The following is a 25252-nucleotide window of genomic DNA, read 5'->3' on the forward strand; positions in this document are numbered from 1 at the left end:
CCTTACCTGCGCAGCAGGTGCCCCCGCCCTGGCGTGCCCACGAACTCGCCGCCGCGGACCGCCACCTCGCCGCGCACGGTGACGATCTCGGGCCGGCCGTCGATCTCGACCCCCTCGAAGCCGCTGTAGTCGTTGTTCATGTGCGAGGTCGCCGCCGAGATCTGGCCCCGGTAGGTCGGGTCGTAGACCACCAGGTCAGCGTCGCTGCCCACGGCCACCGTTCCCTTGCGCGGGTAGAGCCCGAAAATGTGCGCGCTGCGGGTGCTCGCGGCGTCCACGAAGCGCTCCAGGCTCAGGTCGCCCCGGCTGACGCCGTAGGTGTAGAGCAGGTTCACGCGGTCCTCGATGGCCGGAATGCCGTTCGGGATTCGGGTGAAGTCGCCGTCGCCCATCTGCTTCTGCGCCACGTCGAAGGGGCAGTGGTCGGTCGCTACCGTGTCGATGTCGCCGGCCTTCAGGGCGGCCCATAGCCGTTCCTGGTTGGCCTTGTCCCGCAACGGCGGCGACATCACGTACTTGGCTCCCTCCACGCCGGGGCGCTCGGCGTAGGTCTTGTCCAGCGTCAGGTGCGGGATGACCACCTCCACGCTCAGGTTTACCCCCCGCGCCCGCGCGTCCAGAGCGGCATCCAGCGCGCGGGCGTTGCTCAGGTGCACCACGTACCCCTTCGCGCCCGTCATCTCGACGAAAGTGGCGAAGTGCGCGGTGCCCTCGGCCTCCACGCTTTCGGGGCGGCTCGGCTCGTGCCACTCGGGGCCGGTCCTGCCCTCGGCCAGCAGCTTCTGCTGGAGCTCGGCCACCAGATCGGCGTTCTCGCAGTGGGCCGTGACCACCACGCCCAGCTCGGCGGCCAGCCGGCACACCCCGTACAGCGCGTGATCGTCGATCCCGAAGGCCCCCTTGTACGCCAGGAAGACCTTGAAGGAGGTCATGCCCTCGGCGACCAGCCGGCGCAGCGTGGCCTCGGTCCCGTCGTCCCAGCGCGTCACGCCGATATGGAAAGTGTAGTCGCAGGCGCTCTGGCCCGCCGCCATGCCCGTCCAGGTCTGCCAGCCGTCTTCCAGCGCCTCGCTTCCCGCCGGGGCCAGCATCTCGATGTAGGTGGTCGTGCCGCCGATCAGGGCTGCCTGCGAGCCGGTCGCGTGCGTGTCCTTGGCAAAGGTGCCCATAAACGGCAGGTGGATGTGGACGTGCGGGTCGATGAGGCCGGGAAAGACGTACTTGCCCGCCGCGTCGATGACCTGCGCCCCCTCGGGGACGGGCAGGTGCTCGCCGATCTGGGCAATCTTCTCGCCCTCGACGAGCACGTCGGCCTTGTACCGCCGGCCGTCGGAGACGATTTCGCCGTTCTGAATGAGTAGGGTCACTGGTCTCGCCTCCTGTTGATCTCTGAATGGCCCGCGCCGTCCCTAGTGGATCTCGAAGCCGTTCTCGGCCCGGAAGGCTTCCATCGCGCTCCACTGCTGGGTCACGGCAGGCTGCCGGGCACTTAGGTCGTCCCAGGTGACGTGCGGGCGGCCGCTGGGCACGCTGACCATCTCGATACAGCCGTCGACCGGGCACACGTTGGCGCACAGCGCGCAGCCCACACAGTCCGACTCGCGGATCACCGGGCGCGGGCGGTCCACACTGACCTCCTTGCCGCCCGCGCGCAGGTCGTAGCCGGGATCCACCTGCACGCCGCCGGGCGCGTACAGGTCAATGCACTGGTGGGCCGTGTCGTTGCAGGCCACGTAACAGAGGTTGCACCCGATGCACTTGTCGGCGTGGATGCGCGCCACCGCCTGATACCCGAGGTCGAGCTGCCCAAAGGTGCTCACCTGCGGCACGGCGCGGCCCGCTACGTCAGCGATGGTTGCAAAGCCCTTGTCGTCCATCCAGTTGCTCAGGCCGTCGATCATGTCCTCGACGATGCGGTAGCCGTAGTGCATCGCCGCCGTGCACACCTGCACCGAGGTCGCGCCCAGCAGCAGGAATTCGGCGGCGTCGCGCCATGTCTGGATGCCCCCCATGCCGCAGATGGGCACGCCGCTGCGGCGCACGCCCTCGTCGGTCACGAGTTCGGAGAGGAGGTTCAGGGCGATGGGTTTGACTGCCGGTCCCGCGTAGCCCCCGTGCGTTCCGCGCCCGCCGATGCTCGGCGTGATCTGGAGGGTGTCAAGGTCCACCTTCATGATCGAGTTGATGGTGTTGATGAGCGACAGGGCGTTGGCCCCGCCCGCCAGGGCCGCGTGTGCCGGCTCGGTGATCCGGGTGATGTTCGGCGTGAGCTTCACGATCACCGGCAGCCGGGTCACACTGGTGACCCAGTGGGTATTCAGCTCGCACATCTCGGGCACCTGCCCGACGGCTGCGCCCATGCCGCGCTCGCTCATGCCCTGGGGGCAGCCGTAGTTCAGCTCGATGCCGTCGGCCCCAGTGTCCTCGATCATCATCACGATGTCGCGCCACGCCTGCGGATCGGCGTCCACCATCGCCGAGACGATCACGGCGCGGTCGGGCCACATCCGCTTGACCTCGGCAATCTCGCGCAGGTTCACGTCCAGCGGGCGGTCGGAGATGAGCTCGACGTTGTTGATCGCCAGCAGGCGCTGTCCGCCCAGCGACAGGCCGCTGTAGCGGTTGGAGATGTTCAGGACCGGTGCCCCGATGGTCTTCCAGACCGCGCCGCCCCAGCCGTACTCGAAGGCGCGGTGAATCTGCGCGCCCGAGTTGGTGGGCGGCGCCGAGGCCAGCCAGAAGGGATTGGGCGCGCGGATGCCCGCAAAATTCACGCTCAGGTCAGCCATGGGTGTTCTCCGGGGTGCCCGCCTGTACGGGCGGCGTCTGAGGATGGTGGGCCTGGGCGTACAGTGGCAGGTGCCGGACCTCGGTGGGCACCTGCGGCTTGAGGGTCACATTGGCCTCGCGCCCCAGCGCGGCGCTGATGCTCACTGCCGCGATCTTGCCGTCCTGCACGGCCATCACGGTGCTGGCGCTGCCGCGTACGCGCACGCCGTCCCCGCCGGCCCATACACGGTCCAGGCTGGTGCGCAGGTTCTCGTCCACGGCGATGTAGCCGCCGTCCAATCTCAGGCCCAGTGCGGTCGCCAGCGCGGGTTTCTCCTGCCCGATGGCCTTGACCACCGCGTCGCAGGGCAGCACGAACTCGCTGCCAGGCACGGCCTCCGGGCGCGGGCGGCCGGAGGCGTCGGGCGCGCCCAGCGCCATCTTCACGCAGCGCAGGCCCACGACCTGCCCCGCCGCGTCCAGCTCGACCCCGACCGGCTGGGTCAGGAACGCGAAGCCGATGCCCTCGTGCAGCGCAAATTCGTATTCATGGCGGTAGGCCGTCATCTCGGCCTCGGTGCGGCGGTAGACCATCACGACCTCGGCTCCGGCGCGGCGGGCCATTGTCGCGGCGTCGATAGCAGTATTGCCCGCCCCGATCACGGCCACGCGGCGCGCGGGTGGTAGGTCGTGCGGGCGGAGTTTGGCCGTCTCGATGAATTCCAGGCCGTCGAGAACCGCCGCCTCACCGGGAATGCCCATGGCAGGGACGGCCCCCAGGCCCAGACCCAGAAATACGGCGTCGTGCTCCAGCAGCAGTTCGCTCAGGCCCGCGAGGTCCCGCAGCTCATGTCCGGTCCGGACCTGCACCCCCAGGGCGCGTACCATCTCGACCTCGCGCTGGGCCACCTCGACCGGCTCGCGCAGCGAGATGATGCCGTAGGTCGAGAGGCCACCGGCCAGCTCACGCTTTTCGAGCAGCGTGACGGCGTGGCCAGCTTTGGCCAGTTCGGCGGCGGCGCTGATTCCGGCCGGGCCGCTGCCGACCACCGCCACGCGCCGTCCGGTCGCCGGGGCGGGCGTGAACAGGGTCAGACCGCGTTCCTGCACGTGGTCGACCGCGTGGCGTTGCAGCCGCCCGATCTGGATGGGCTTGTGGTCGGGCCCCAGCACGCACGCCCCCTCGCACAGTTCCTGTACCGGGCACACGCGGGCGCAGGTGCCGCCCAGAAAGTTACTCTCCAGGATGGTGCGCGCCGACCCGCGCAGGTTGCCGGTACTGATCTTGCGGATGAAGGTCGGGATGTCGATGTGGGTCGGGCAGGCCTGCATACACGGAGCGTCGTAGCAGTACAGGCAGCGGTTGGCCTCCACGCTGGCCTCGTGCGCGGTCATAGGCGGCAGGAGCTCCTGCCAGGCGCTGCCGGTCGGGGAGAGGTCGGGTGCGGAGAAGGCCTGCGGAGAGCCGGACTGCGTCATGGATACCTCGTCAGGGCGTGAAATCAGGCGCGGTGGTCGGGGCCCGGTTCAACCCTCACGGGAGCTGCTTTAACCGTCATGCATAATTTTGAGGCAGACGGACAGGTGTGTCAATCTCCTGCCTAGCTTAAATTCCTTCTGAGACGGACGTTTTCGATAAGAAGACATTCAAAAGACGACTAGACACTCTGTCAAAATAGAATATTTATGCAAAAAGGAAAATATAAATACATTCAGCACTCTGAAAGGTTGTGGTGTCGTATCGTCCTGGCGCGGAAAACCGGCATTCAGGTCTCTATCTTTCTAGCGGATTGCTGAATTATTCCTCAACGATTCGCACATTTATTCTGCTTCCAGGAGGAAGGGGTGCGGATTAGTGCAGATTGTCAAAAATACCGATGACAAAACGCAGGACAGGGCGACGTAGAGGCAGAGGCTCCACGGCCCGTTCAGGTCGAGACGATTGGTGCTTCAGTCTAATCCTGCCGGGGCCCGTGCCGACGTACAGGCTGCGTGGCAAAGTCCGGTGAACTGCTTTCAAGGGAGCAGGCTTCACGGTATCTTCAGCTATGTCCGACGTCGCCGTCCTGAAGGAGCAACATCGCCTGAGCGAGCAGCTCCACGGCGTCCTTCACCGGATCGGCGGCCTGCAGCAGCCTGGGCTGGCCTGGGAGGGACTGCTGGACGCGGCGGTTCAGGAGTTCGCACCTGTTCACGCCGCCGTCTGGGAGGTGGGTGAGCGTGGCCTGTGCCGCGTAGGCGCTTCCGGCCCCCTGCCGGACGGCGCGGCGTGGCCCCCGGTGGACCAGACCCCGGACGAGCAGGCCGCCTACCTGATGGCGCTGTGCCGGGCTCCCGAACAGCTGACCGGCGAACAGACCGAACAGGTCCTGTGGCCGCTGTGCCTCGACGGTGCGCCGCTGGGGCTGCTGCAACTGGAGTTCCCGCAGGGGCGGTTCGTGTCGGCGGCCCAGCAACGTTTTCTGGACAAGCTGACACTGTACGGCGCAGCGACCCTGGGACATCTGCTGGCACGGCAGCGTGAACACGCCGCCTTCGCCGAGCTTCAGCAGAGCGAGGAGAGGTCGCGCCGGCTGCTGCAGGAAAGCCCGGTGCCCATCCTGAGCAGTACGTTGGGAGGCCGCCTGACCGGGGCCAACGACGCCGCGCTGAAGCTGCTCGGGTATACCCACGAGGACTTCGCGCTCCAGGTGCCCGATTGGGCCACGCTGCTGCCGCCCGAACATATGGACGGCGCCCAGGCGGCCTTCGAGCAGGCGGTGAGGACGGGGAGGTCGGACCCGGCCGAGAAGGAAGTGCTGACGAGTGGCGGCGAGCGCGTGCCGGTGGACGCTTTTCTGGTCCGGGACGGCGACGGGGAAGCCGGTGGGCTGGTGTGCTATCTGCGCGACCTGCGGTCCGAACGCAGCTTCAGGCGGCTCTGGTCTACCCGGGCTACCCTGCTCCAGAGCCAGGTGGACCAGAGTCGCAGCGACCTTGCGCGCCAGGCCGAGGAACTGCGGCAGAACAATCTCGAACTCGAGGCCCGGACCCGTGTGCTCGAGGGCTTTGCTGAACTGACGCGGCACCTGACGTTGCACACCGATCCCTACCGGCTCATCGGCCACGCGCAGGAGTTCACGCGTTCGCTGCTGCCCCAGACCTTCGCGCTGTACTACGAACCCGAGGGCGGTCTGTGGCGCGTCCGGTCCCAAGTGGGCGACCTGGGCAGCCCAGCCCTGCAGGAGGCGCTCGACGCCGGGTTGCCCTACCACAGCAGCGTGTACCTGCTGGTGCCGTGGCAGTCGCGCCAGCCCTACTACACCGACCATTACGCCTTGGAGACCGATCCGGCGCTGTCGGGCATCCTTTCGCCGCAGGAGATGCCGGTCGAGACGGTCGCCACCCTGCCGGTCCTGGTCCACGGCGAGGTGCGCGGCGTCTTCGCGCTGGGCCTGAACGTGGCCCAGCCCTGGACGCAGGTGGACCGGGTGATCGTCGAAAGCGTGGTCCACAACCTCGGGCTGGCGCTGGAACGCGCCGAGCAGGCCCAGGCCCTGCAGCAGCGCACGCGTGAGCTGGAGCGCAGCAACGCCGAACTCGAACAGTTCGCCTTCGTGGCCAGCCACGACCTGCAGGAGCCGCTGCGCAGCGTGTCGAGCTTCGCGCAGCTGCTGGCCCTGCGCTTCGGTGACAGCGGCGACCCGCGCGTGGCGCGGTACGTCTCATACATCACCGAGGGCACCGAGCGGATGCGTCTGCTGATCGACGACCTCCTGACCTTCTCGCGCATCGGAAGTCGGCCCCGCCCCTTCGTGCCGGTCCTGCTCGATACCCAGGCGGCGCAGGCGAGTCGCGAGCTCGCCGTACCACTGGCCGACCGCGGCGGTACCCTGAACATTGGGCCGCTGCCGCAGGTGCTGGGCGATCCCGCACAACTGCGCCTGGTGCTGTCCCATCTGCTGGACAACGCCCTGAAGTTCAGCTCGCCCGCGCGCCCCCCACAGGTCGAGGTGTCGGCCCGGCGCGGGGGGCAGTGGGTGACCGTGACGGTGCAGGACAACGGCATCGGGATCGAGAAACGCCATTTCGAGCAGGTGTTCACCATCTTCCAACGCCTGCATAGCCGCGAGCGGTATGCGGGCAACGGCATTGGGCTGCCCCTCGTACGCAAGATCGTCGAGCGTCACGGCGGGCAGGTCACGCTCGACTCGGTGCCGGGTGAGGGGACCCGCGTGGCCTTCACGCTGCGCGCCGCGGCCGACGATCCGGGCAGCGACTGAGTCCTGGGCCCGCTGAGAGCGGGCTACTGCAACGGCAGTGCAACGCTCCTTCTCCTAGCGTCTGACTGTGCCCGAATTTCCGGCGTGCCCCGAGCGGGTCGCCGCGTGCCCAGGAGGCCTGCCATGAACGCGAACCCCCGTCCCCTCCGCCTTCCGACCCGTCGCCTGCTCAGCTCTCTCGCTGCTTTCTCCCTGCTCGCGGCGCCCGTTGCCCAGGCCGCGCCCACCACGCTCGTCCTGAACGGCCAGTCGGTCACGCTGAACACCACTGTGATCGGCGGGGTCACGTACCTCAAACTCGCCGACCTGAAGGCAGTGCTCGCGGCCCAGGGCGGGGCCAATGCCAAGGCCAGTGTCGAGGGCTGCGTGAACGAGTGGTTGTTCAACGGCATTGAGCGGCTGCGCGTGACGAAGGTCCAGGCGGTCAAAGACCAGTACTACGGTGACGGTTGGGGCGTGACGGTCGAGATCAAGAACGGCGCGCAGGAGACGCTGACCCTCGACGACGCCGGCATCGAGTACAACGGTGCGGTCAGTCTGGCCTTCGCCGACGGCAACAGCTGGAGCAAGAGCTGGCGTGAGGGGTGGCAGAGCAAGACCTACGCCAAGATGCAACAGGGTACCGGCACCCTCTACGAGTTCCAGATCTTCCCCGAGAGCAAGATGGACCCTGCCGCCGTCGCCACCTACACGCCCCAGAAGTTCCTGCTGGAGGTCGGCGCGAAGAACGCCGAGCGTGTCAAGGCCAACTTCAGCGTGCCCGACCCCAGTTTCCGAGTGAATCTGACCTGCCGGAAGTAGGCGGAGAGGGGGCGGGACCAGGACATATTCCCGGTCCCGCCCCCCCTCCCAGGATTCAGGCCTCGCGCGCGGTCTTTAGGGCCTTCGCCCACCACAGCAGTTCGTCGAGCATGGCCTGCACGCCCGGCTGAAGGTGCGCCATGTCTTCGAGCGCCGCGCCCTGCTGCCACGCCCCGAAGAAATCCGCGCCCTGGATGTGCACGCCGGTCCGGGTCGGGGCCATCTGCAACTCCACGGCGATCTGCCGCAGCTGCTCGATCGCCCGCGCCGCGCCCACCGAGCCGTAGCCCACGAACGCGGCGGGCTTCTTGTTCCACTCGGGATAGGCGTAGTCCAGGGCGTTTTTCAGCACGGCGGTCGGCGCGTGGTTGTACTCGGCCGTCAGGAAGATGTAGCCGTCGAACTCGGCGACCTTGTGCTGCCAACGGACCGCGACCTCGTTCTGCGACGGCGCGTAGGCGTTCGAGGCGACCTCGTCAAAAAAAGGCAGGGGAAAGTCGCGCAGGTCCACAAATTCGTAGTCGGCGTCGCTGCGCTGCGAGACGATGCCGCGCAGCCAGTCGGCCGGCTTGTCGGCAAACCGGGCGGCGCGTGTACTGCCGATGATGATCGCGATCTTGACCATGTGGTTCCTCCGAGAGCAGGGAAGGGGTGGGCCGCGCGGCAGCGGACCCGCCGGGTCGGTTCCGTCACGCTACCATGGTCACCGCGCCGCACTCTGGGACAGGCGGGCGGACCCTGGCTTGACAGGCTGGGCCGTAGCACGGGCTTTTGGGAAAGGTGTCCGGAAAATCTGACCCTCTGCCGGCCGTCCTTTCCCTGTTCGCGGGTACAGGTCTCTCTGTTTTGTCCGCCGCTACCTTGACTGCCCTATGGACATTGGGCTACGGGCCGAGTGCCTTGATCAGTGTTATCAAGGCGACCCCCATGCCCCTATGGTCTGCCGATCAGGCGGCCAACGTGTCCAGCAGCGCCTGACAGGCGGCCTCGCAGCGTCGGCAGGCCTCGGCGCACAGGCCGCAGTGCTCATGGTGTCCGGCGTGTTTGCTGCACTCGTCGGCGCAGGCCCGGCACGCCACGAGGCAGGCCTGAAGCTGGGCTCGCACGACCTCCGGCGTCGTCGCAGTCTGGCGCACGAGTACCCGCCCAGTCACCCCACAGATGTCGGCGCAGTCGAGGTCCAGCCGGATGCAGGGCACCATCATGCCGATGTCCGACTCGGCGAGGCAGGCGTCGGCACAGGCTGCACAGATTTGGGTGCACTCGGCACAGGCGGCAATGCACTCGGCCAGGGTGGGCAGGTCGGCGACCTGCGCGGCGCGCGGGTGGTTCTGAAGCATCCGGGTCAGGGCGGGCGTGTGGTCGGAAGTCGTCATGGTCTTCTCCTGAGCAGGCGCGGGGAGGGTCGGCAGATCGGCTTGCCTAGCCTGCACGCCCCCCATACCGCGCAGTGAAGAACTCACTCGTCCTACCTTCGGACAACCTTGAGGGGGACTTCAGGGCCCGCGTGTCAGTCCCGGCTGATGACGTACACGTCCACGTTGCGCGTCTCGCGCAGCACGGTCTTGATGATGTCCCCGCGCAGAAATTCGGTGAGGCGCGAGCGGCTCGTCTCGCCCATGACGACCTGCGTCGCGTGAATCTCCTGTACGAAGCGCACGAGGACCGGCGCCACGCTGCCCTGGGCGTCGAGGACATGGAACTGCCCCCCCAGGGCCGCCGTGATGGCCCGGAAGGTGCCCAGCATCCGGGCCTGCTCGGCATTCAGGCGCGTGGGCCGGATGGTCACCACATGCAGTTCACCGTGCAGCCGCTCGGCGAGTTGGCCGCCCCGGCGGATCAGGCGGCCGCCCGTCTCCTCAGCGGCGATGGCGACCACGACCCGCTCCTGCACGCCGGGTTGGCCCGCAGGCGCTTCCATCTCGACCGCGTTGGCGACCTGCCGCAGCGCGATCTCGCGCAGGGCCGTGAGGTTGGCGACCGTGAAGAAGTTGGTCAGCGACTGCTCGATCTTCTCGGGGCCGTAGATATGCCCGGCCCGCAGCCGCGCGCGCAGGTCGTCGGGCGGCAGATCCACGAACACGAGTTCGTCGGCGCCGTGCAGCACCGCGTCGGGCAATCTCTCTCGCACGCGCACGCCGGTCAGGCGGGCCACCGTATCGTTCAGCGATTCGAGGTGCTGGACGTTCACGGTCGAGATCACGTCGATTCCGGCGTCCAGCAGCGTTTCCACGTCCTGCCAGCGCTTTTCGCAGGCGCTGCCGGGGGCGTTGGTGTGGGCCAGTTCGTCGACCAGCACCACGCCGGGGCGGCGGGCGATCAGGCCGTCCACGTCCAGCTCGCCCAGGGTCACGCCGCCGTGCGCCAGGACGCGGCGCGGAAAGACCGGCAGCCCCTCGGCGGCCTGCACGGTGCCCCGGCGACCGTGCGTCTCCAGCACGCCGATCAGGGCGTCCTCGCCGCGCTCCAGGCGCTCGCGCAGTTCGTTCAGGGCGCGGGTGGTCTTGCCCACGCCCGCTGCCATGCCCACAAAGATCTTGTAGAGGCCGCGTGTGCGCCCCGCGCCCTCCCCGGGACGGGAGAGCGAGAGGCGTTCGGGCTGGCGCGGTTCGGTCACGGCATCTCCACGGGGGGGCTGTTTCAGCGCGCCGCGTCCAGCGCGAGGTTCAGACGCAGCACGTTCACGCCCGGTTGGCCCAGGCCCAGGGCTCCGCGCTCGGTATTCGCGGCGACCAGGGCGCGCACCTGCGCCGCGTCCAGCCCACGCACCCGTGCCACCCGCGCTACCTGAAGCTCGGCCCCGGCGGGCGAGATGTGGGGGTCCAGCCCCGCGCCCGAGGTGGTCAGCAGGTCCACCGGAATCTGCGAGGCGGCTACGTTTTCACGTGCCGCGATCTCCCTGGCGCCTGCCTGCGCGCGCTCACGCAGCGCCGGGTTGCTCACCGCTAGGTTGGACCCCGAGGCGTTGGTGGGGTCGTACCCCGCCCCCGCTGCGCTGGGCCGCCCGACGAAGTAGGTGTTGCCCGTGAAGGTCTGCCCGACGAGCGCCGAGCCGACGACCTTGCCGCCCTGTTCGATGAGCGAGCCGTTGGCCTGCCGGGGAAAGAGGGCGCCGGCTGCCAGAGTGGTCACGAGAGGGTAGAGCAGTCCCGCCAGGGCGAGCCACAGCAGCGTGAAGCGCAGCCAGGACAGAACACCGGGTTGAGGAGCGGCATCGGTGGACAGGGAGGGAGTGGTCACGGAATTCACCTCTGGAAGCCCAGCACGCCGAGGGCCAGGTCAATGAGCTTGATGCCGACGAAGGGCACGAGGACGCCGCCCAGGCCGTAGATCACCAGGTTGCGGGCCAGCAGGGCGTCGGCGCTGCCGGGGGTGTAGCGCACACCCTTGAGGGCCACCGGAATCAGGGCCGGAATGACGAGCGCGTTGAAGATGACGGCCGACAGGATCGCACTTTCGGGGCTGCGCAGGCCCATCACGTTCAGAGGCGCGAGGGCCGGAAGCTGCGCGGCGAACAGCGCAGGCAGTACCGCGAAGTATTTCGCCACGTCGTTGGCGATCGAGAAGGTGGTCAGCGCGCCGCGTGTCATGAGGAGGCCCTTGCCGATCTCGACGACCTCGATGAGCTTGGTGGGGTCGGAATCCAGATCGATCATGTTGGCGGCTTCCTTGGCGGCCTGGGTGCCGCTCTGCATCGCCAGTCCCACGTCGGCCTGCGCCAGTGCCGGAGCGTCGTTGGTGCCGTCGCCCATCATAGCGACAAGCTTGCCGCCATGCTGTTCCTCGCGGATCATCCGCAGCTTGTCCTCGGGGGTCGCCTCGGCCAGAAAGCCGTCCACGCCGGCCTCGCGGGCAATCGCCTCGGCGGTCAGGGGGTTGTCGCCGGTGATCATCACCGTGCGCAGGCCCATGCGGCGCAGTTGCTCGAAGCGCTCGCGCATCCCCGGTTTCACGATGTCCGACAGGGCCACCACGCCCAGCAACCTCTCGTTCTGGATGACGACCAGCGGCGTGCCGCCCCCGCGCGCCACCTCGTCCACCAGCGGCTGAAGCTCGGGCGGCACGCGGCCCCCGCGCTCGGCGGCGAGACGGGCGATGCGGTCGGACGCGCCCTTGCGGATGCTCGACGGGCCACCCACGGCCGGAAAGTCCACGCCGCTCATGCGGGTCTGGGCCGTGAACTCAATGAATTCCGCGCCGCCCGGCGTCTCCACGGTCACGCCCTGGGTGCGGGCCAGGGCCACGATGCTCTTGCCCTCGGGGGTGGGGTCGGCCAGCGAGGCGAGGGCAGCCAGGCGTGCCAGCTCGGTCTCGGTCACGCCGGGCAGCGGCGCGAAGCGGGTGGCCTGCCGGTCCCCGATGGTGATGGTGCCGGTCTTGTCGAGCAGCAGCACGTCCACATCGCCCGCGACCTCAACCGCTTTGCCGCTCTTGGCGATCACGTTGGCCTGCAGGGCCCGGTCCATTCCCGCGATACCGATGGCGGGCAGCAGCCCACCGATGGTCGTCGGGATGAGGCACACGAGCAGGGCCACGAGCGTCACCACGTTGACCTCGGCCCCGGCAAAGCGTGACAGGGGCAGCAGCGTGGCGACGACGATCAGGAACACCAGTGTCAGTGCGGCGAGGAGGATGGACAGTGCCAGTTCGTTGGGCGTCTTCTGGCGGCTCGCCCCTTCGACCAGGGCGATCATGCGGTCCAGAAAGCTCTCGCCGGGCTGCGAGGTCACGCGCACCACGATGCGGTCGGACAGTACCCGCGTGCCGCCGGTCACGCCGCTGTGGTCGGTGCCCGCCTCGCGGATCACGGGGGCGCTCTCGCCGGTAATGGCGCTCTCGTCCACCGAGGCCAGCCCCTCAACGACCTCGCCGTCGCCGGGAATCATCTCGCCGGCCTCGACCACGATCAGGTCGCCGGGAACGAGGCGGGTGCTGGGCACCACTTCCTCCACAGTGTTGACCAGCCGCCGGGCGGGCGTGTCCTCGCGCGCCGAGCGCAGGGTGGCGGCCTGGGCCTTGCCGCGCGCTTCGGCCAGCCCTTCGGCGAAGTTGGCGAACAGCACCGTGAACAGCAGCAGCAGCGTGATGGTCAGCTCGTAGCCCCACGAGCGGCCCGAGGCGAGGTTCATGACCGTGAGGATCGCCGTGAGCACACCGCCCACGAGAACCACGAACATGACGGGGTTTTTGGCCATCGCGCGCGGGTCGAGCTTGACGAAGGAGGCACGCAGGGCGTTCAGGAGCAGGGCCGACGAGAAGATGCTGTTCGGCGCTTTGGGGGGCTGGGCAGTGGTCATGGTTGGTCCTGTGTGCCGGTAGAAGCGGCAGCGGCTTGAGCGGCAGTGGCGCGGTTCAGCGTGAGCTGTTCGGCCACCGGCCCCAGCACCAGTGCGGGGGCGAAATTCAGGAGTTGCAGCAGCAACATGACGCTCAGGAGCATCCCGGCGAACACGGGGGTGTCCACCCGCAGTGTGCCGCTGGTTTCGGGCGCGGCCTTCTTGGTGGCCAGCAGTCCGGCGATCGCCAACGGTCCCAGGATGGGCAGGAAGCGGGCCAGGATGAGCACCACCGAGCAGGTCACGTTCCACCAGGGCGTGTTGTCGCCCAGGCCCTCGAAGCCGCTGCCGTTGTTGGCGAAGGCCGAGTTGTACTCGTAGAGCACCTGCGAGAGTCCGTGGAAGCCGGGGTTCGAGTTGGCCGTGACCGCCGGATTGGCCAGTGCCGCCGCCGTGAAGCCCAGCACCAGCAGCGGCTGGAGCAGGATGATCAGCGAGGCGATTTTCATCTCGCGGACCTCGATCTTGCGCCCAAACAGCTCGGGGGTGCGCCCAACCATCAGCCCGGCGATGAACACGGTCAGGACCACGAAAATCAGCATGTTGATCATGCCCACGCCGATGCCGCCGTATACGTCGTTCAGGAACATGCCGAGCTGCGGCACCAGCCCGCCCAGCGGCGTGAACGAGTCGAGCATCCCGTTGACCGAACCGTTGCTGGTCTGGGTGGTCACCGCTGCCCACAGCGCGGTGGCATCGGCGCCGAAGCGCACCTCCTTGCCTTCCAGGTTGGGGCCCAGTGCCGAGAGACCCTGAAGAGCTGCGTTCGGCCCGCGCTCGGCCAGCACCGCGCCGAGGGTGAGCGCCGCAGACATCACGCTCATGACCACCATGATCGCCAACCCGAAACGGGCGCGGTTCAGAAAGCGGCCCACCGCGACCACGAGCGACACCGGAAACAAGATGATGCTCACGATTTCCATGAGGTTCGACAGCGGCGTGGGGTTTTCCAGCGGCGTGGCCGAGTTGGGGCCGTACCAGCCGCCGCCGTTCGTGCCGAGCTGCTTGATGGCAACCATCGCGGCGACCGGCCCGACCGGGATGGTCTGGGTGGTGACGGCCTTGCCCTCAATGGTCTGGGCCTGCACCAGAGTGGCCGTCTTCGCGCCGCTGAAGGTGCTGGGCACCCCCTGCCAGGTCAACAGGAGGGCCAGCACGAAGGCAGTGGGCACCAGAAAGCCGACCGCGCGCGTCACGTCGAGGTAGTAGTTGCCGACGTCCGTCTGGCCCTTGAGGCCGCGCAGTACCGCGAACAGGGCCGCCATGCCCACGGCGGGCGTCACGATCTGGAGCGCCGTGATGCCCACCATCTGCGAGAGGTACGACAGGCCGCTCTGGCCGCTGTAGTGCTGCTGGTTGGTGTTGGTAATGAAGCTGGAGACGGTATGCAGGGCCGTGTCCCAGCGCATGTTGGCGATCCCGTCCGGATTCAGGGGCAGGTTGCCCTGGAACAGGAACAGGAGGTACGCGGCCACGCCCAGCAGCACGTTGGTGCCCAGCAGCGCCGCGCCGTACTGCCGCCACGTCATGCCGTGCGAGGCGTCCACGCCGCTCAGGCGCAGAAAGCCGGACGCGAGGCGGGAGGCGGGGCCGGCGAAGACGCGCGCGATGAGCGCCCCCAGAGGAATCGCCAGCGCGAAGGCCAACGCGTAGGTCAGGAAGATGTCCACAGCGTCACAGCCTTTCGGGGACGAGGATGAAGGCCGCGGCGGCGCCGAACAGGGCCAGCAGCGTCAGGAGGCCGATGACCGCGCCCATCAGAACTTCTCCGCGCGCACGAGGGCGTACAGCAAGTAGGCGGCGAGCAGGAGCACGATCAGGAGAAGGGCAAGGTCCATGAGCGGCATCCTCTTCCCCGGTCGCTCCGGCCGGTATCCTGCTTCCGGCCAGTGGATTGGCCAGATGGCCAGTGGTGGCCGCCCGCCGAAGCACTAGGCTGCGCCTGGGCCGAGCGCCCTCCCCGGAGACCCATGCCTGTCGTCAGAGCCAACCCGATTTCTCCAGCCGAGCCGGTGCCCGTTTCCGAGGTCCCCGCCACCGTCTTTCCCCTGAGCGAACGCGCGTTGCTGGGGCTGTGCCTGGGCCTGATCCTGCTCATCACGCTGGTGGACATTCTGACCCCGGCCTCGCTGGTGGTCGGCACACTGCTCAGCGCGCCCATCGCCCTGGCGGCATTAGGAGTTTCGCGCCTCTGGACGCTACGCCTGATCGGCCTGGTGCTGGCCGGCAACGTCCTCGCAGCGGTGTGCAACGGCCTGCGCGACAGCGCGGACGTGGCCGATCTGGTCAACCGGGTGGTCAGCATGCTGGCCGCGCTGCTTGTCGGGGTGCTCACGCTGCGGGCCCGCGAGGCCTCGGCCCGCGCCGCCCGGCTGACCGAGGAGCGGCGCCGCCTGGGCCGCGAGCGGGCGCTGCGCGCGCTCGTCGAGGCAGTCAGTGGCCCCTTCGGGCAGGGCGAATTCGTGGTGCGGGCGGCCCAGGCCCTGCGCGACCTGTCGGGGGCTGAGAGGGTCGAGATCGGCAGTGTGGACCGCGCCGTATTGGCCGCCCCGCACGGCCTGAGCCCCGAACACGGCCCCGGCCGCCTGGGCATGCGGCTGCCGCTGGAGGTCCTGGCGCGCCCCGCCGGTACCGGGCGCGTATGGGCAACGGGCGGCGGCGACCTGCTGCTCGCGCGGCTCTCGCGGCCGCATGGCGACGACCTGCTCCTGCTCCTGACCCGACCCACGGCGGCTCCCGACGTGCTGGAGGAAGCGGTGCTGACCCTGCAACCCCTGCTTGACCGCACGGCCCTGCTCGACGACCTGCAGCTACGCCAGACCCAGCTTCAGGAGCGCGGCGAACTCATGCAGGACCTCGTATATGCCCTGAGCCACGACCTGCGCACGCCCCTGATGGCCAACACCATGAACATGCGCTTGGCCCTTAAGGGGGCCTACGGGCCGCTGCCCGAGGACTACCTCTCGACCCTGCGTCACGGTCTGGACGCCAACGCGGCGCTGCTGGCGCTGGCCGATCAGCTGCTGCTCGTCGCCAAGTACGAAAGCGGCGAGCAGGAGGACCCGGTGGGCAGCGTGGCCCTGCGCGACGTGGTGTTGGGCGCCCTGAGCCAGCTCAGCGCGCGGGCCGAGGAGCGCGGCGTGAGCTTCGAGACCGGCCTGGACGGGGTGCGGGTGCCGGGCCTGACGCATGACCTGCGCCGCGCCGCGCAGAACCTGCTCGAAAACGCGGTGCGCTTCAGCCCGCCGGGCGGCGTGGTGCGCGTGACCCTGAGCGCCGACGACGGCGAGGCGGTGCTGCGCGTGCTCGACCAGGGGCCGGGCATTGCGCCGGGCCGCGAAGCCACGCTGTTCCAGCGTTTCCGGGCCGGCGGCGCGGGCGGCGGCACCGGCCTGGGCCTGTACCTTACGCGCCGCATCGCCGAGGCGCACCGGGGGCGCGTGACCTACACCCGCACGGCGGCCGCCCAGAGCGTGTTCAGTCTGTGGCTGCCACTGGAGACCCCGTGACCCCCTCGCTCATCCGCGTGCTGCTCGTCGAGGACCACGCCTTTACCCGCGACGGCCTGCGCGCGGCCATCAATCTGGAGGCCGACCTGCGGGTGGTCGCCGAGGCCCGCAGCGGCGAGGAGGGCCTGGAAAAGCTGGTGCACACCGGGGTGGACGTAGCTGTGCTCGACATTGGGCTGCCGGGCATGGACGGCATCGCCCTGGCCGCCGAGATCAAGCGTGGCTGGCCCAAGACGCGCGTCGTGATGCTCACGGCCCACAACCTGCGCGAGGAGGTCCTTGCCGCTCTGGCCTCGGGCGCCGAAGCCTACTGTCTCAAGAGTGGCGACCCCGACCTGCTGCTGCTCGCCATCCGGGCCGCCGCCGCCGGCAGCGCGTACCTTGACCCGCAGGTGGCGCACCACGTCCTGGGCAGCATCCGCGCGCCGCACGCCGTCTCGCCCCTGACCCCGCGCGAGACCGAGGTGCTGCGCCTCATCGCCGAGGGGCAGGGCAACAAGGAAATCGCCCTGGCCCTTGGCATCAGCGTGAGCACTGTCAAGCTGCATGTGCAGGACCTGCTCGTCAAGCTCCAGGCCGCCGACCGCACCCAGGCCGCCGTGCAGGCGCTGCGGCGCGGGCTGCTGTAGGGGCGGGCATAGCGGCGCCACACGCTGTGCCCGCCCGAGCGGAGTCATTCGCCAGCACGTTCCGGCCAGAACTATGGGCTGCCCGAGGTCAATCCCCCGGGCACCGAATGGACAACCACTTCAGGCCCCCGCGCCGCCAGGGGAACTGCGGCGTCCTTACCTGCCCAGACCGGCCTTGTCGGCAAGCTGCTGGGCGGCGGCAGCCGCGCTCTGGGCGTTCTTGCTCGCCACGAACTGGTCGATCACGGCCCCGAAGGCGCTCGTGAAGCTCTCGGGAGCCACGGCCCCGTGCGCCATGCTGCCCACGATCCGGTCCTTTTTCCAGTCGGCGGCGGCGCTGCGGGAATACGTGTTGTAGCGCCGGATGTCGCTGTCCAGGCGGGCGGCGATGCTGCCCTTAAGTGGGTTGAAGGTGTCCTGGCCCTGCCTACTGCCCAGCACCTTGAGCCAGTTGACCGCCTCGGTGCGGTGCTTGGCACCCTTGGGGAGCCCGAACGAATCGGCGAGCATCACGAAGGTGCCGTCGGTACCGGGCGCGGTGGTCCAGCCGAAGCCAGTGTTCGGCAGAAGGTAGCGGCTGTTGGTGAGGTACCCGGCGGCCCAGTCGCCCATGATGTTGAAGGCGCTCGTGCCGTCCGCGATGCGGTCGCTGGCCTGCTGCCAGCTCAGGCTGGCGGCGTCCTTGTTGGCGCAGTCCATGACCTTGCCGAAGGTCGTGAAGGCCGCGACCACCTTGGGATCCGTGAACTTGGTCTTGCCGCTCCACAGGTTCTGCCAGCCGTCCGCGCCCAGGCTACCCACCATCACGTTCTCCCAGAGGTGCTGCTGGGTCCAGTTTTCGCCCACGACGAGCGGCGCGGCGACGCCCTTCGCCTTGAGGGTGTTACAGGTCGTCAGGAACTCGGCCCAGGTCTTGGGCGGGGTCACGTCCCACGCCTTGAGCTTGGCGGGGTTGTACCACATGACGTTGGAGCGGTGCACGTTCACCGGCACGCTCCAGATGCCGCCTTTACTGGAGATGAGCTTGACCACATCGGCGGGGAACGCTTTGGTCCAGCCCTCGGACTTGAACAGGCTGCTGAGGTCTTCCATGCGGTTGGCGACGACCCACGTACCGATGAGTTCCTGGCCGGCGTGCGCCTGGAACGAGTCGGGGGGCGTGCCGCCCAGCATGCGGGTCTTGAGCACAGCCTTGGCGTTCGTGCCCGCCCCCCCCGATACGGTCGCGTTGTTGACGCTCACGTCCGGGTATTTCTGCTGATATAGCCGCAGCAGGGCGCGCAGGGCCGGGGCCTCGTCGCCGGCCCACCAGGAAAAGATTTCGAGTTTGGCGGCCGAGGCGCTCGACAGCGCGCTCAGGCCAGCCACCAGTAGGACGGCTCTGTACATGGTCTTCTCCTAGAAACATCTTGTGTGTGGGCCACGGCTTCCCACAGGCAGGGAGGGGGGCGGCCCCGGGGTCGTGCGGTTGAGATGCAGGGCAGCATGAATCCCCCGGCGCTACAGCGTTCTTACATCCCGCCGCAGCGTGCGGGATGAAGGCCGGCTGCGTCAGCGGTCAGTCCACGCCGGCCCCGGCTGCGGTTTTCTCTGGGGCCACCCCCACCCTCCCCCCTCCGGTGATCAGCTCCCCCGGTGCCCCAATCCCCAGGACACTTCGGCGGCCACACCCGTCAGCCGGCGCAGCAGGGCTTCGCGTCCCCGCAGCCGCCCTGTGGGAAAGCTCAGGCCCAGGGCTGCCAGCACCGCGCCGCCCTCGCCGCGCAGCGGCACGGCCATGCCACTCGTCCCCACCTCCCACTCGTCGCGCGCCAGCGCGTGGCCGCTGCGGCGGATGGCCTGCGCCTCCTGCGGCCAGTCGGCGGGGGCCGTGTCTGGGGTCAGGCCATGCAGGGCGAACAGCAGCTTGCCGCTGGCGCTGGCGTGCGGCGGCAGCACGAATTGGGTCTCGCCTGCCACCGCGCCGCCCTCGCGGCCCTGCACCGACCGGGCCACGCACAGAACCCGCGGCGACGGCCCGGCTTGCAGCACCGCCAGAAAGGCCAGCAGGTGCGTGCCGCGCGCCAGGGCCGTCATGGCGTCGTGGGCGGGGGCGTACCAGGGCACGCTGCCGTACAGGGCGCTCGACAGCTTGAGCAGCCGCCACCCCAGCTGGTAGCGCCCGCGCCCGACCTGAAGGAGCAGGCCGCAGCCACACAGCGTCTGCAGGTGCTCGTGCAGCGTCGAGGTGGCCAGCCCCAGGTGTGCGGCCAGGGCGCTCAGGGTCCATTCGGCATGGTCGGCGTCGAAAGCTTCGAGCACGCCGACCGCACCCTCGACGGTCGAGCGGGTACGGGTCACGGCCCAATCCTAGCTCCTTTCCGGACATGCCGGAAAAGCGCCTTGTGCGGGAAACGTGGCCGGAGAAGGATGGGGGCACTTCAAGTTCAGAGCTGTGCTCCCAGGAGACGACATGACCACCGAAACTGTACCCGTCATCCGCGCCCCGCGTGGCCCCGAGAAGACCGCCAAAGGCTGGATCCAGGAAGCTGCCAAACGCATGTTGATGAACAACCTCGACCCCGAGGTGGCCGAGCACCCCGAGACGCTGGTGGTGTACGGCGGGCGCGGCAAGGCGGCGCGGAACTGGCCCGCCTTCCACAAGATCGTGGAGACGCTCGACCGCCTGGAAAACGACGAGACGCTGCTCGTGCAGTCGGGCAAGCCGGTGGCGGTCCTGCGCACGCACGAGTGGGCGCCGCGCGTGTTGATCGCCAACTCCAACCTCGTGCCGCACTGGGCCACCTGGGAGACTTTCGACAAACTCGACCAGGCGGGGCTGATGATGTACGGCCAGATGACGGCCGGAAGCTGGATATACATCGGCACGCAGGGCATCTTGCAGGGCACCTACGAGACCTTCGCGGCGGCCGCCCGCAAGCACTTCGGCGGCAGCCTGAAGGGCACGGTCACGCTGACGGCCGGACTGGGCGGCATGGGCGGCGCGCAACCGCTGGCGGTCAAGCTCGCGGGCGGCGTGAGCATTACCGTCGAGATCGACCCTACCCGGATCCAGAAGCGCTTGGACACTCGGTATCTGGACGAGGTGGCGAGTGACCTTGACGACGCCGTCCGGCGTGCCGAAGGGTACAAGGCGCAGGGCGTGGCCCGCTCCATCGGTCTCCTGGGCAACGCCGCCGAGGTACTGACCGAGGTGGTGACACGCGGCTGGACGCCCGACCTCGTGACCGACCAGACGAGCGCCCACGACCCGATGTGGGGCTACCTGCCGGTGCTGGCCCCCGACGAGGACGCCGCCGCGCTGCGCACCGAATACGCCGACGAGTACCGGGCGCGTGCCTACGAGGCGATGGCCACGCACGTCCGCGCCATCCTGACCCTGCAGGAGCGGGGCGCAGTGGCCTTCGACTACGGGAACAACCTGCGTCAGCGTGCCCTGGAGGCCGGGGTCGAAGGCGCCTTCGGCTACCCCGGCTTCGTGCCCGCCTTCATCCGCGACAGCTTCTGCGAGGGGCGCGGGCCGTTCCGCTGGGTGGCGCTGTCGGGCGACCCCGAGGACATCTACGCGACCGACCGCGCGCTGCTGGAGCTGTTCCCGGAGGACGAGCGCCTCCAGTCCTGGCTGACCTATGCCGCAGGTGAAATCGCCTTTCAGGGCCTGCCTGCCCGCATCTGCTGGCTGGGGTACAAGGAGCGCGACCGCGCCGCGCTGCTGTTCAACGAGATGGTGGCCGACGGCCGCCTTAAGGCCCCCATCGTGATCGGGCGCGACCACCTCGACGCGGGCAGCGTCGCGAGCCCCTACCGCGAGACCGAGGCCATGCTGGACGGTTCGGACGCCGTGTCGGACTGGCCGCTGCTGAACTTCGGGGTAGGGATCGCCTCGGGCGCGGCCTGGATGAGCTTTCACCACGGCGGCGGTGTGGGCCTGGGCTTCTCGCAGCACAGCGGACTGGTGGCGCTGGCCGACGGCACCCCCGAGGCCGCCCTGCGCCTGAGCCGCTGCCTGACCAACGATCCCGGCATGGGCGTGCTGCGCCACGCCGACGCGGGCTACGACCTCGCGCTGGATACGGCGCGGGAACGTGGGCTGGACTTGCCGAGTGTGGAGCGGTGAAGCAGCCGGGAGAACAGCCAGCCCACCTGCCCTATTCCGGCATTGCCACCTTCGCCCGCGCCCCGCTGCGTGACCTGAGGGAGGACTGGCACGCCGACGTGGGCGTGCTGGGCATCCCCTTCGACCTTGCGCTGGGTTTCCGGCCCGGTGCCCGCTATGCTCCCCGCGCGCTGCGGGAGGCCAGCCTGCGCTACGTGCCGCCCTTCATGGGGCTCGACGGGCGCACCCGGTTGGAGGGCGTCACTTTGGCCGACGCGGGCGACGTGGCGCTGCCCAGCCTGGAGCCGGAGCTGGCCCGCGAACGCATCACGCAGGAGGCGCGGGGACTGCGCGGACGCTGCCGGGTGCCGGTCTTCCTGGGGGGCGACCACAGCGTCACCTACCCGCTGCTGCGGGCCTTCGGCGACGTGCCGGCGCTCCATGTCGTGCAGCTTGACGCGCACCTCGACTTTACCGACACACGCAACGACACGCGCTACAGCAACTCCAGCCCGTTTCGCCGCGCCGCCGAGGAGCTCCCGGACCTCGTCCACATCACGACCGTGGGCCTGCGCGGTCTGCGTTTTGACCCCGAGGCGGTGGCGGCGGCGCGGGTGCGGGGACACACCCTGATCTCGATGCCCGAGGTGCAGGCTGGGCTGGCGGACGTCCTGGAACGGTTGCCGCAGGAGAAGAATGTCTATATCAGCGTCGATATAGACGGGCTGGACCCCGCCGTGGTGCCGGGCACCTCCAGCCCCGAGCCGGATGGCCTGACCTACGCGCAGGCGACGGCGCTGCTGGCGGCCACGGCACGCCGCAACACCGTGGTGGGCCTGGACCTCGTGGAGCTGGCCCCCAACCTCGATCCCAGCGGCCTGAGTGCCCTGATCGGCGCGCGGCTCGTCATGGAGACGCTGTGTGAGGTCTTTGATGCCGGAAACTGAGGTGCTCTACACGGGCATGTCCCAGCTCACCACGCCTGCCCCCGGCCCCCAGCGCGGCGCGGCGATGCGTGAGCTGAGGGTCATCCCCGACGCCGCCCTGCTCGTGCGCGGCGGGCAGGTGGCCTGGGTGGGCCGTCGCCAGGACGCGCCCGCAGTCTCGGAGGAGCACGACCTCGGCGGTGTGGCGGTCGTGCCCGCCCTCACCGACCCGCATACCCACGCGGTCTGGGCGGGCGACCGCCTCGCGGACTTCGGGGCGCGGGCGCAGGGCGTGGCCTACGAGACGATCCTGGCGCGCGGCGGCGGCATCCGCAGCACCATGCGCGCGACGGCGGCGGCGAGTGTGGATGAGCTCGTGGCCCTCGCCCGCCCCCGTCTTGCGGCCCTGATCCGCTCGGGCGCGGCGACGATTGAGGTCAAGAGCGGCTACGGCCTCGACTTCGCCGCCGAACTGCGGATGCTGGAGGCGGTGCAGGTGCTGGCCCGCGAGATGCCGGGAGCGCTGGTGCCCACCCTGCTCATTCATGTTCCGCCGCCGCAGGGCCGGGCCGAGTACGTCCGCGAGGTCTGCGAAGTGCTGATCCCCGACGTGGCGCGGCGCGGACTGGCGACTGCCGTAGACGTGTTCTGCGAGCGCGAGGCCTTCACGGTGGGGGAAACGCGGGCCATCCTCACGGCGGCGCGGGCGCATGGCCTGGGGCTCAAGCTGCACGCTGACCAGTTCCACGCCATCGGCGGCACCGAACTGGCCTGTGACCTCGGCGCGCTCAGTGTCGACCACCTGGAGGCGAGCGGTGACGCGCAGGTGCGGGCGCTGGCCGCTTCGGGGACGGTGGCCACGGTGCTGCCGGGTGTCTCGCTGCATCTGGGGCTGCCCGCCGCGCCCGCCCGGCATCTCGTGGACGCCGGAGCCTGCGTGGCGGTGGGCACCGACCTCAACCCCGGCAGTTCGCCGCTGCCCAGCGCCGCGCTGGCCCTGGCCCTCGCCGTGCGCCTGTGCGGCCTGACCCCTGCCGAGGCCCTGACGGCGGGCACGGTCAACGCCGCCGCCGCTCTGGGCCTGCGCGACCGCGGCGCACTGGCACCGGGGCAACGCGCCGACTTTCTGGCACTGGAGGGCCGCGACTGGCGCGACCTCGTGTATACGCTGGGCGGCCAGCCGGTGCGGCAGGTCTACCGGGGCGGGCAGCCCGCGCAACAAGGAGAACGACTGTGATTCTGGACCGCGAACTGACACTGGAAGGCTTTATTGAGATCGTGCGCGGCGGCGACGCCGTGGAACTCGCCCCCGCCGCACGCGGGCGTATCGCTAGGGCACGCGCCGTCGTCGAGGCCATCGTGGACGGCGACCGGGCGGTGTACGGGGTCAACACCGGCTTCGGCAAGTTCGAGAGCGTCCGCATCGGGCGCGGGCAGCTCGAACAGCTTCAGCACAACCTCATCGTGTCGCACGCCATCGGTCTCGGAGAATCCCTGAGCGCTGAGGTCGTGCGCGGCATGATGCTCCTGCGCGCCCAGAGTCTCGCGCACGGGCACTCCGGCGTGCGTCCGGAGGTCGTGGAGCTGCTGCTCGCGCTGCTCAACGCCCGCGTGCATCCGGTCATTCCCGCGCAGGGCAGCGTGGGAGCGTCGGGCGACCTCGCGCCGCTGGCCCACCTCGCCTTGGCGCTCATCGGGCTGGGTGAGGTGGAAGTCGGCGGCGAGGTGCGGCCCTCGGGCGAGGTGCTGGCCGAACTGGGACTCACGCCGCTGACCTTGCAGGCCAAGGAAGGCTTGGCGCTCATCAACGGCACGCAGCTTATGGGCAGCCTGCTGGCCCTGGCGCTGCACGACGCCCAGACGCTGCTGGGCACGGCCAACCTTGCAGCGGCCATGACCGTCGAGGCCCGGTACGGTTCGCACCGGCCCTTCGCCGCCGACGTGGTGGGCCTGCGCCCCCATCCCGGCGCCGTGGCGGTGGCGGCCGAGCTCCGGCACTTCCTGCGGGAGTCGCAGATTGCGCCCAGCCACGCCGAATGCGGCAAGGTGCAGGACGCCTACAGCCTGCGCGCCGTTCCCCAGATTCATGGTGCCACCTGGGACGCCCTGGCCCAGGCCGGGCGGGTGCTGGCGACCGAGTTCGCGTCCGTGACCGACAACCCGCTCATCTTTCCCGAGACGGGCGAGGTCGTGTCGGGCGGCAATTTTCACGGGCAGCCGCTGGCGCTGACCGCCGACGCCCTCAAGGTGGCAGTGGCCGAACTGGCGAACGTCTCCGAGCGCCGGATCGAGCAGCTGCTGAACCCGGCCCTGAGCGGCCTGCCCGCCTTCCTGACGCCCGAGGGCGGCCTGAGCAGCGGCCTGATGATCGCGCAGTACACCGCCGCCGCCCTGGTCAGCGAGAACAAGGTGCTCGCGCACCCCGCCAGCGTGGACAGCATTCCGACCAGCGCGGGTCAGGAGGACCACGTCAGCATGGGGGCGCACGGCGCGCGGCAACTGCGCCAGATTCTGGAGAACGCGCAGGGCGTCGTGGCGACCGAACTGCTGTGCGCGGCCCAGGCCCTCGACTTTCAGGCGCTGCGGGCCGGTCAGGGCGTGCAGGCTGCCTACGAACACCTGCGCGCCCACGTCACCCATCTGGACGTCGACCGCTATTACCGCCCCGACCTGCTGCGCGTGCTGGGGCTCGTCCGCAGTGGGGAGCTGCTGGGAGTCGCGGGTCAGGCCACCGCCCATTCGGTCTCGGCGGCGGAGTCGGGAACCGGACGCGTCCCGAGTTTCGGCGACAGCACCTCGCGACACTGAAAATAGGCAGCGCGGTCTCCGTTGACGTGAGACGGCAACCGTTGGTACGCACGGATCTCTCCCATCTTCCACTGAGAGATAACTCACAAAAACGCCCAATTTATGAAGATAGATTC

Annotated in this window: 20 protein-coding genes; 8 read left to right on the forward strand and 12 right to left on the reverse strand. The window is 69.2% G+C overall.

Annotated elements, in window-relative coordinates:
• Positions 1–2: 2 nt before the first annotated feature.
• From hydA to ASF71_RS19775, 3 genes are read right to left on the reverse strand one after another with little or no spacing between them, the layout of a single operon-like run.
• Positions 3–1367 (reverse strand): dihydropyrimidinase, encoded by a 1365-nt coding sequence (gene hydA / locus ASF71_RS19765; RefSeq protein ID WP_056303311.1) that lies wholly within the window; start codon positions 1365–1367, stop codon positions 3–5.
• A gap of 42 nt (positions 1368–1409) precedes the next feature.
• Positions 1410–2789 carry an NAD-dependent dihydropyrimidine dehydrogenase subunit PreA gene (gene preA / locus ASF71_RS19770; protein WP_056303313.1) on the reverse strand — a complete coding sequence of 460 codons (1380 nt, stop codon included), beginning with the start codon at positions 2787–2789 and terminating at the stop codon, positions 1410–1412.
• Positions 2782–4248, reverse strand: a complete 1467-nt coding sequence (locus ASF71_RS19775) for an NAD(P)-dependent oxidoreductase (protein WP_056303314.1) — start codon at positions 4246–4248, stop codon at positions 2782–2784. The genes preA and ASF71_RS19775 overlap by 8 nt, the downstream gene beginning before the upstream one ends.
• Positions 4249–4817: 569 nt before the next feature.
• On the opposite strand from ASF71_RS19775, the gene ASF71_RS19780 reads away from it, so the two are divergent.
• Together ASF71_RS19780 and ASF71_RS19785 are read left to right on the forward strand one after the other, a co-directional pair.
• Positions 4818–7031: an ATP-binding protein gene (locus ASF71_RS19780; RefSeq protein WP_056303317.1), complete on the forward strand. Its 2214-nt coding sequence runs from the start codon at positions 4818–4820 to the stop codon at positions 7029–7031.
• A gap of 123 nt (positions 7032–7154) precedes the next feature.
• A complete protein-coding gene (locus ASF71_RS19785) occupies positions 7155–7832 on the forward strand; it encodes a hypothetical protein (RefSeq protein WP_056303319.1) in 678 nt (225 codons plus the stop codon).
• A gap of 55 nt (positions 7833–7887) precedes the next feature.
• On the opposite strand, the gene ASF71_RS19790 is transcribed toward ASF71_RS19785, so the two are convergent.
• The 7 genes from ASF71_RS19790 to ASF71_RS23215 all read right to left on the reverse strand — a co-directional run bounded on the left by ASF71_RS19790 (position 7888) and on the right by ASF71_RS23215 (position 15015).
• The gene (locus tag ASF71_RS19790; RefSeq protein WP_056303321.1) at positions 7888–8457 is read right to left on the reverse strand and encodes an NADPH-dependent FMN reductase; all 570 of its coding nucleotides are present in this window, start codon (positions 8455–8457) and stop codon (positions 7888–7890) included.
• Positions 8458–8779: 322 nt separating this feature from the next.
• Positions 8780–9208 carry a four-helix bundle copper-binding protein gene (locus tag ASF71_RS19795; RefSeq protein ID WP_056303503.1) on the reverse strand — a complete coding sequence of 143 codons (429 nt, stop codon included), beginning with the start codon at positions 9206–9208 and terminating at the stop codon, positions 8780–8782.
• Between the two features lie 134 nt (positions 9209–9342).
• Positions 9343–10449, reverse strand: coding sequence for a universal stress protein (locus ASF71_RS19800; protein WP_056303323.1), 1107 nt, complete (start codon positions 10447–10449; stop codon positions 9343–9345).
• A gap of 23 nt (positions 10450–10472) precedes the next feature.
• On the reverse strand, positions 10473–11072 hold the full coding sequence (gene kdpC / locus ASF71_RS19805) for a potassium-transporting ATPase subunit KdpC (protein ID WP_235514640.1): 600 nt from the start codon (positions 11070–11072) through the stop codon (positions 10473–10475).
• 5 nt (positions 11073–11077) lie between these two features.
• A complete protein-coding gene (kdpB, locus tag ASF71_RS19810; protein WP_056303325.1) occupies positions 11078–13129 on the reverse strand; it encodes a potassium-transporting ATPase subunit KdpB in 2052 nt (683 codons plus the stop codon).
• Entirely contained in the window at positions 13126–14838 is a 1713-nt protein-coding gene (gene kdpA, locus ASF71_RS19815) for a potassium-transporting ATPase subunit KdpA (protein WP_056303327.1), read from the reverse strand. Before kdpA ends, kdpB begins: the two co-directional genes overlap by 4 nt.
• Positions 14839–14925: 87 nt before the next feature.
• The gene (locus ASF71_RS23215) at positions 14926–15015 is read right to left on the reverse strand and encodes a potassium-transporting ATPase subunit F (protein WP_082506232.1); all 90 of its coding nucleotides are present in this window, start codon (positions 15013–15015) and stop codon (positions 14926–14928) included.
• 123 nt (positions 15016–15138) lie between these two features.
• Here ASF71_RS23215 and ASF71_RS19820 point away from each other — a divergent pair, with 123 nt between their 5' ends.
• Together ASF71_RS19820 and ASF71_RS19825 are read left to right on the forward strand one after the other, a co-directional pair.
• Positions 15139–16677 (forward strand): HAMP domain-containing sensor histidine kinase, encoded by a 1539-nt coding sequence (locus tag ASF71_RS19820; RefSeq protein ID WP_235514641.1) that lies wholly within the window; start codon positions 15139–15141, stop codon positions 16675–16677.
• Positions 16674–17306 (forward strand): response regulator transcription factor, encoded by a 633-nt coding sequence (locus ASF71_RS19825; RefSeq protein WP_056303329.1) that lies wholly within the window; start codon positions 16674–16676, stop codon positions 17304–17306. Before ASF71_RS19820 ends, ASF71_RS19825 begins: the two co-directional genes overlap by 4 nt.
• A gap of 156 nt (positions 17307–17462) precedes the next feature.
• On the opposite strand, the gene ASF71_RS19830 is transcribed toward ASF71_RS19825, so the two are convergent.
• Together ASF71_RS19830 and ASF71_RS19835 are read right to left on the reverse strand one after the other, a co-directional pair.
• Complete coding sequence (locus tag ASF71_RS19830) at positions 17463–18695, reverse strand: ABC transporter substrate-binding protein (protein WP_056303331.1); 1233 nt, start codon at positions 18693–18695, stop codon at positions 17463–17465.
• Between the two features lie 234 nt (positions 18696–18929).
• Positions 18930–19646: an IclR family transcriptional regulator gene (locus ASF71_RS19835; protein WP_056303334.1), complete on the reverse strand. Its 717-nt coding sequence runs from the start codon at positions 19644–19646 to the stop codon at positions 18930–18932.
• A gap of 112 nt (positions 19647–19758) precedes the next feature.
• On the opposite strand from ASF71_RS19835, the gene hutU reads away from it, so the two are divergent.
• Genes hutU through hutH form a run of 4 tightly spaced genes read left to right on the forward strand, consistent with a single transcriptional unit; the run spans position 19759 to position 25136 of the window.
• Positions 19759–21423: a urocanate hydratase gene (gene hutU / locus ASF71_RS19840; protein WP_056303336.1), complete on the forward strand. Its 1665-nt coding sequence runs from the start codon at positions 19759–19761 to the stop codon at positions 21421–21423.
• A complete protein-coding gene (locus ASF71_RS19845; RefSeq protein ID WP_082506233.1) occupies positions 21420–22349 on the forward strand; it encodes an arginase family protein in 930 nt (309 codons plus the stop codon). Before hutU ends, ASF71_RS19845 begins: the two co-directional genes overlap by 4 nt.
• Positions 22336–23565 carry an imidazolonepropionase gene (gene hutI, locus ASF71_RS19850; RefSeq protein WP_056303338.1) on the forward strand — a complete coding sequence of 410 codons (1230 nt, stop codon included), beginning with the start codon at positions 22336–22338 and terminating at the stop codon, positions 23563–23565. Before ASF71_RS19845 ends, hutI begins: the two co-directional genes overlap by 14 nt.
• Positions 23562–25136, forward strand: coding sequence for a histidine ammonia-lyase (gene hutH / locus ASF71_RS19855; RefSeq protein WP_056303340.1), 1575 nt, complete (start codon positions 23562–23564; stop codon positions 25134–25136). Before hutI ends, hutH begins: the two co-directional genes overlap by 4 nt.
• The last annotated feature ends 116 nt before the right edge of the window (positions 25137–25252 follow it).

Source organism: Deinococcus sp. Leaf326, assembly GCF_001424185.1.
Classification (GTDB): domain Bacteria; phylum Deinococcota; class Deinococci; order Deinococcales; family Deinococcaceae; genus Deinococcus.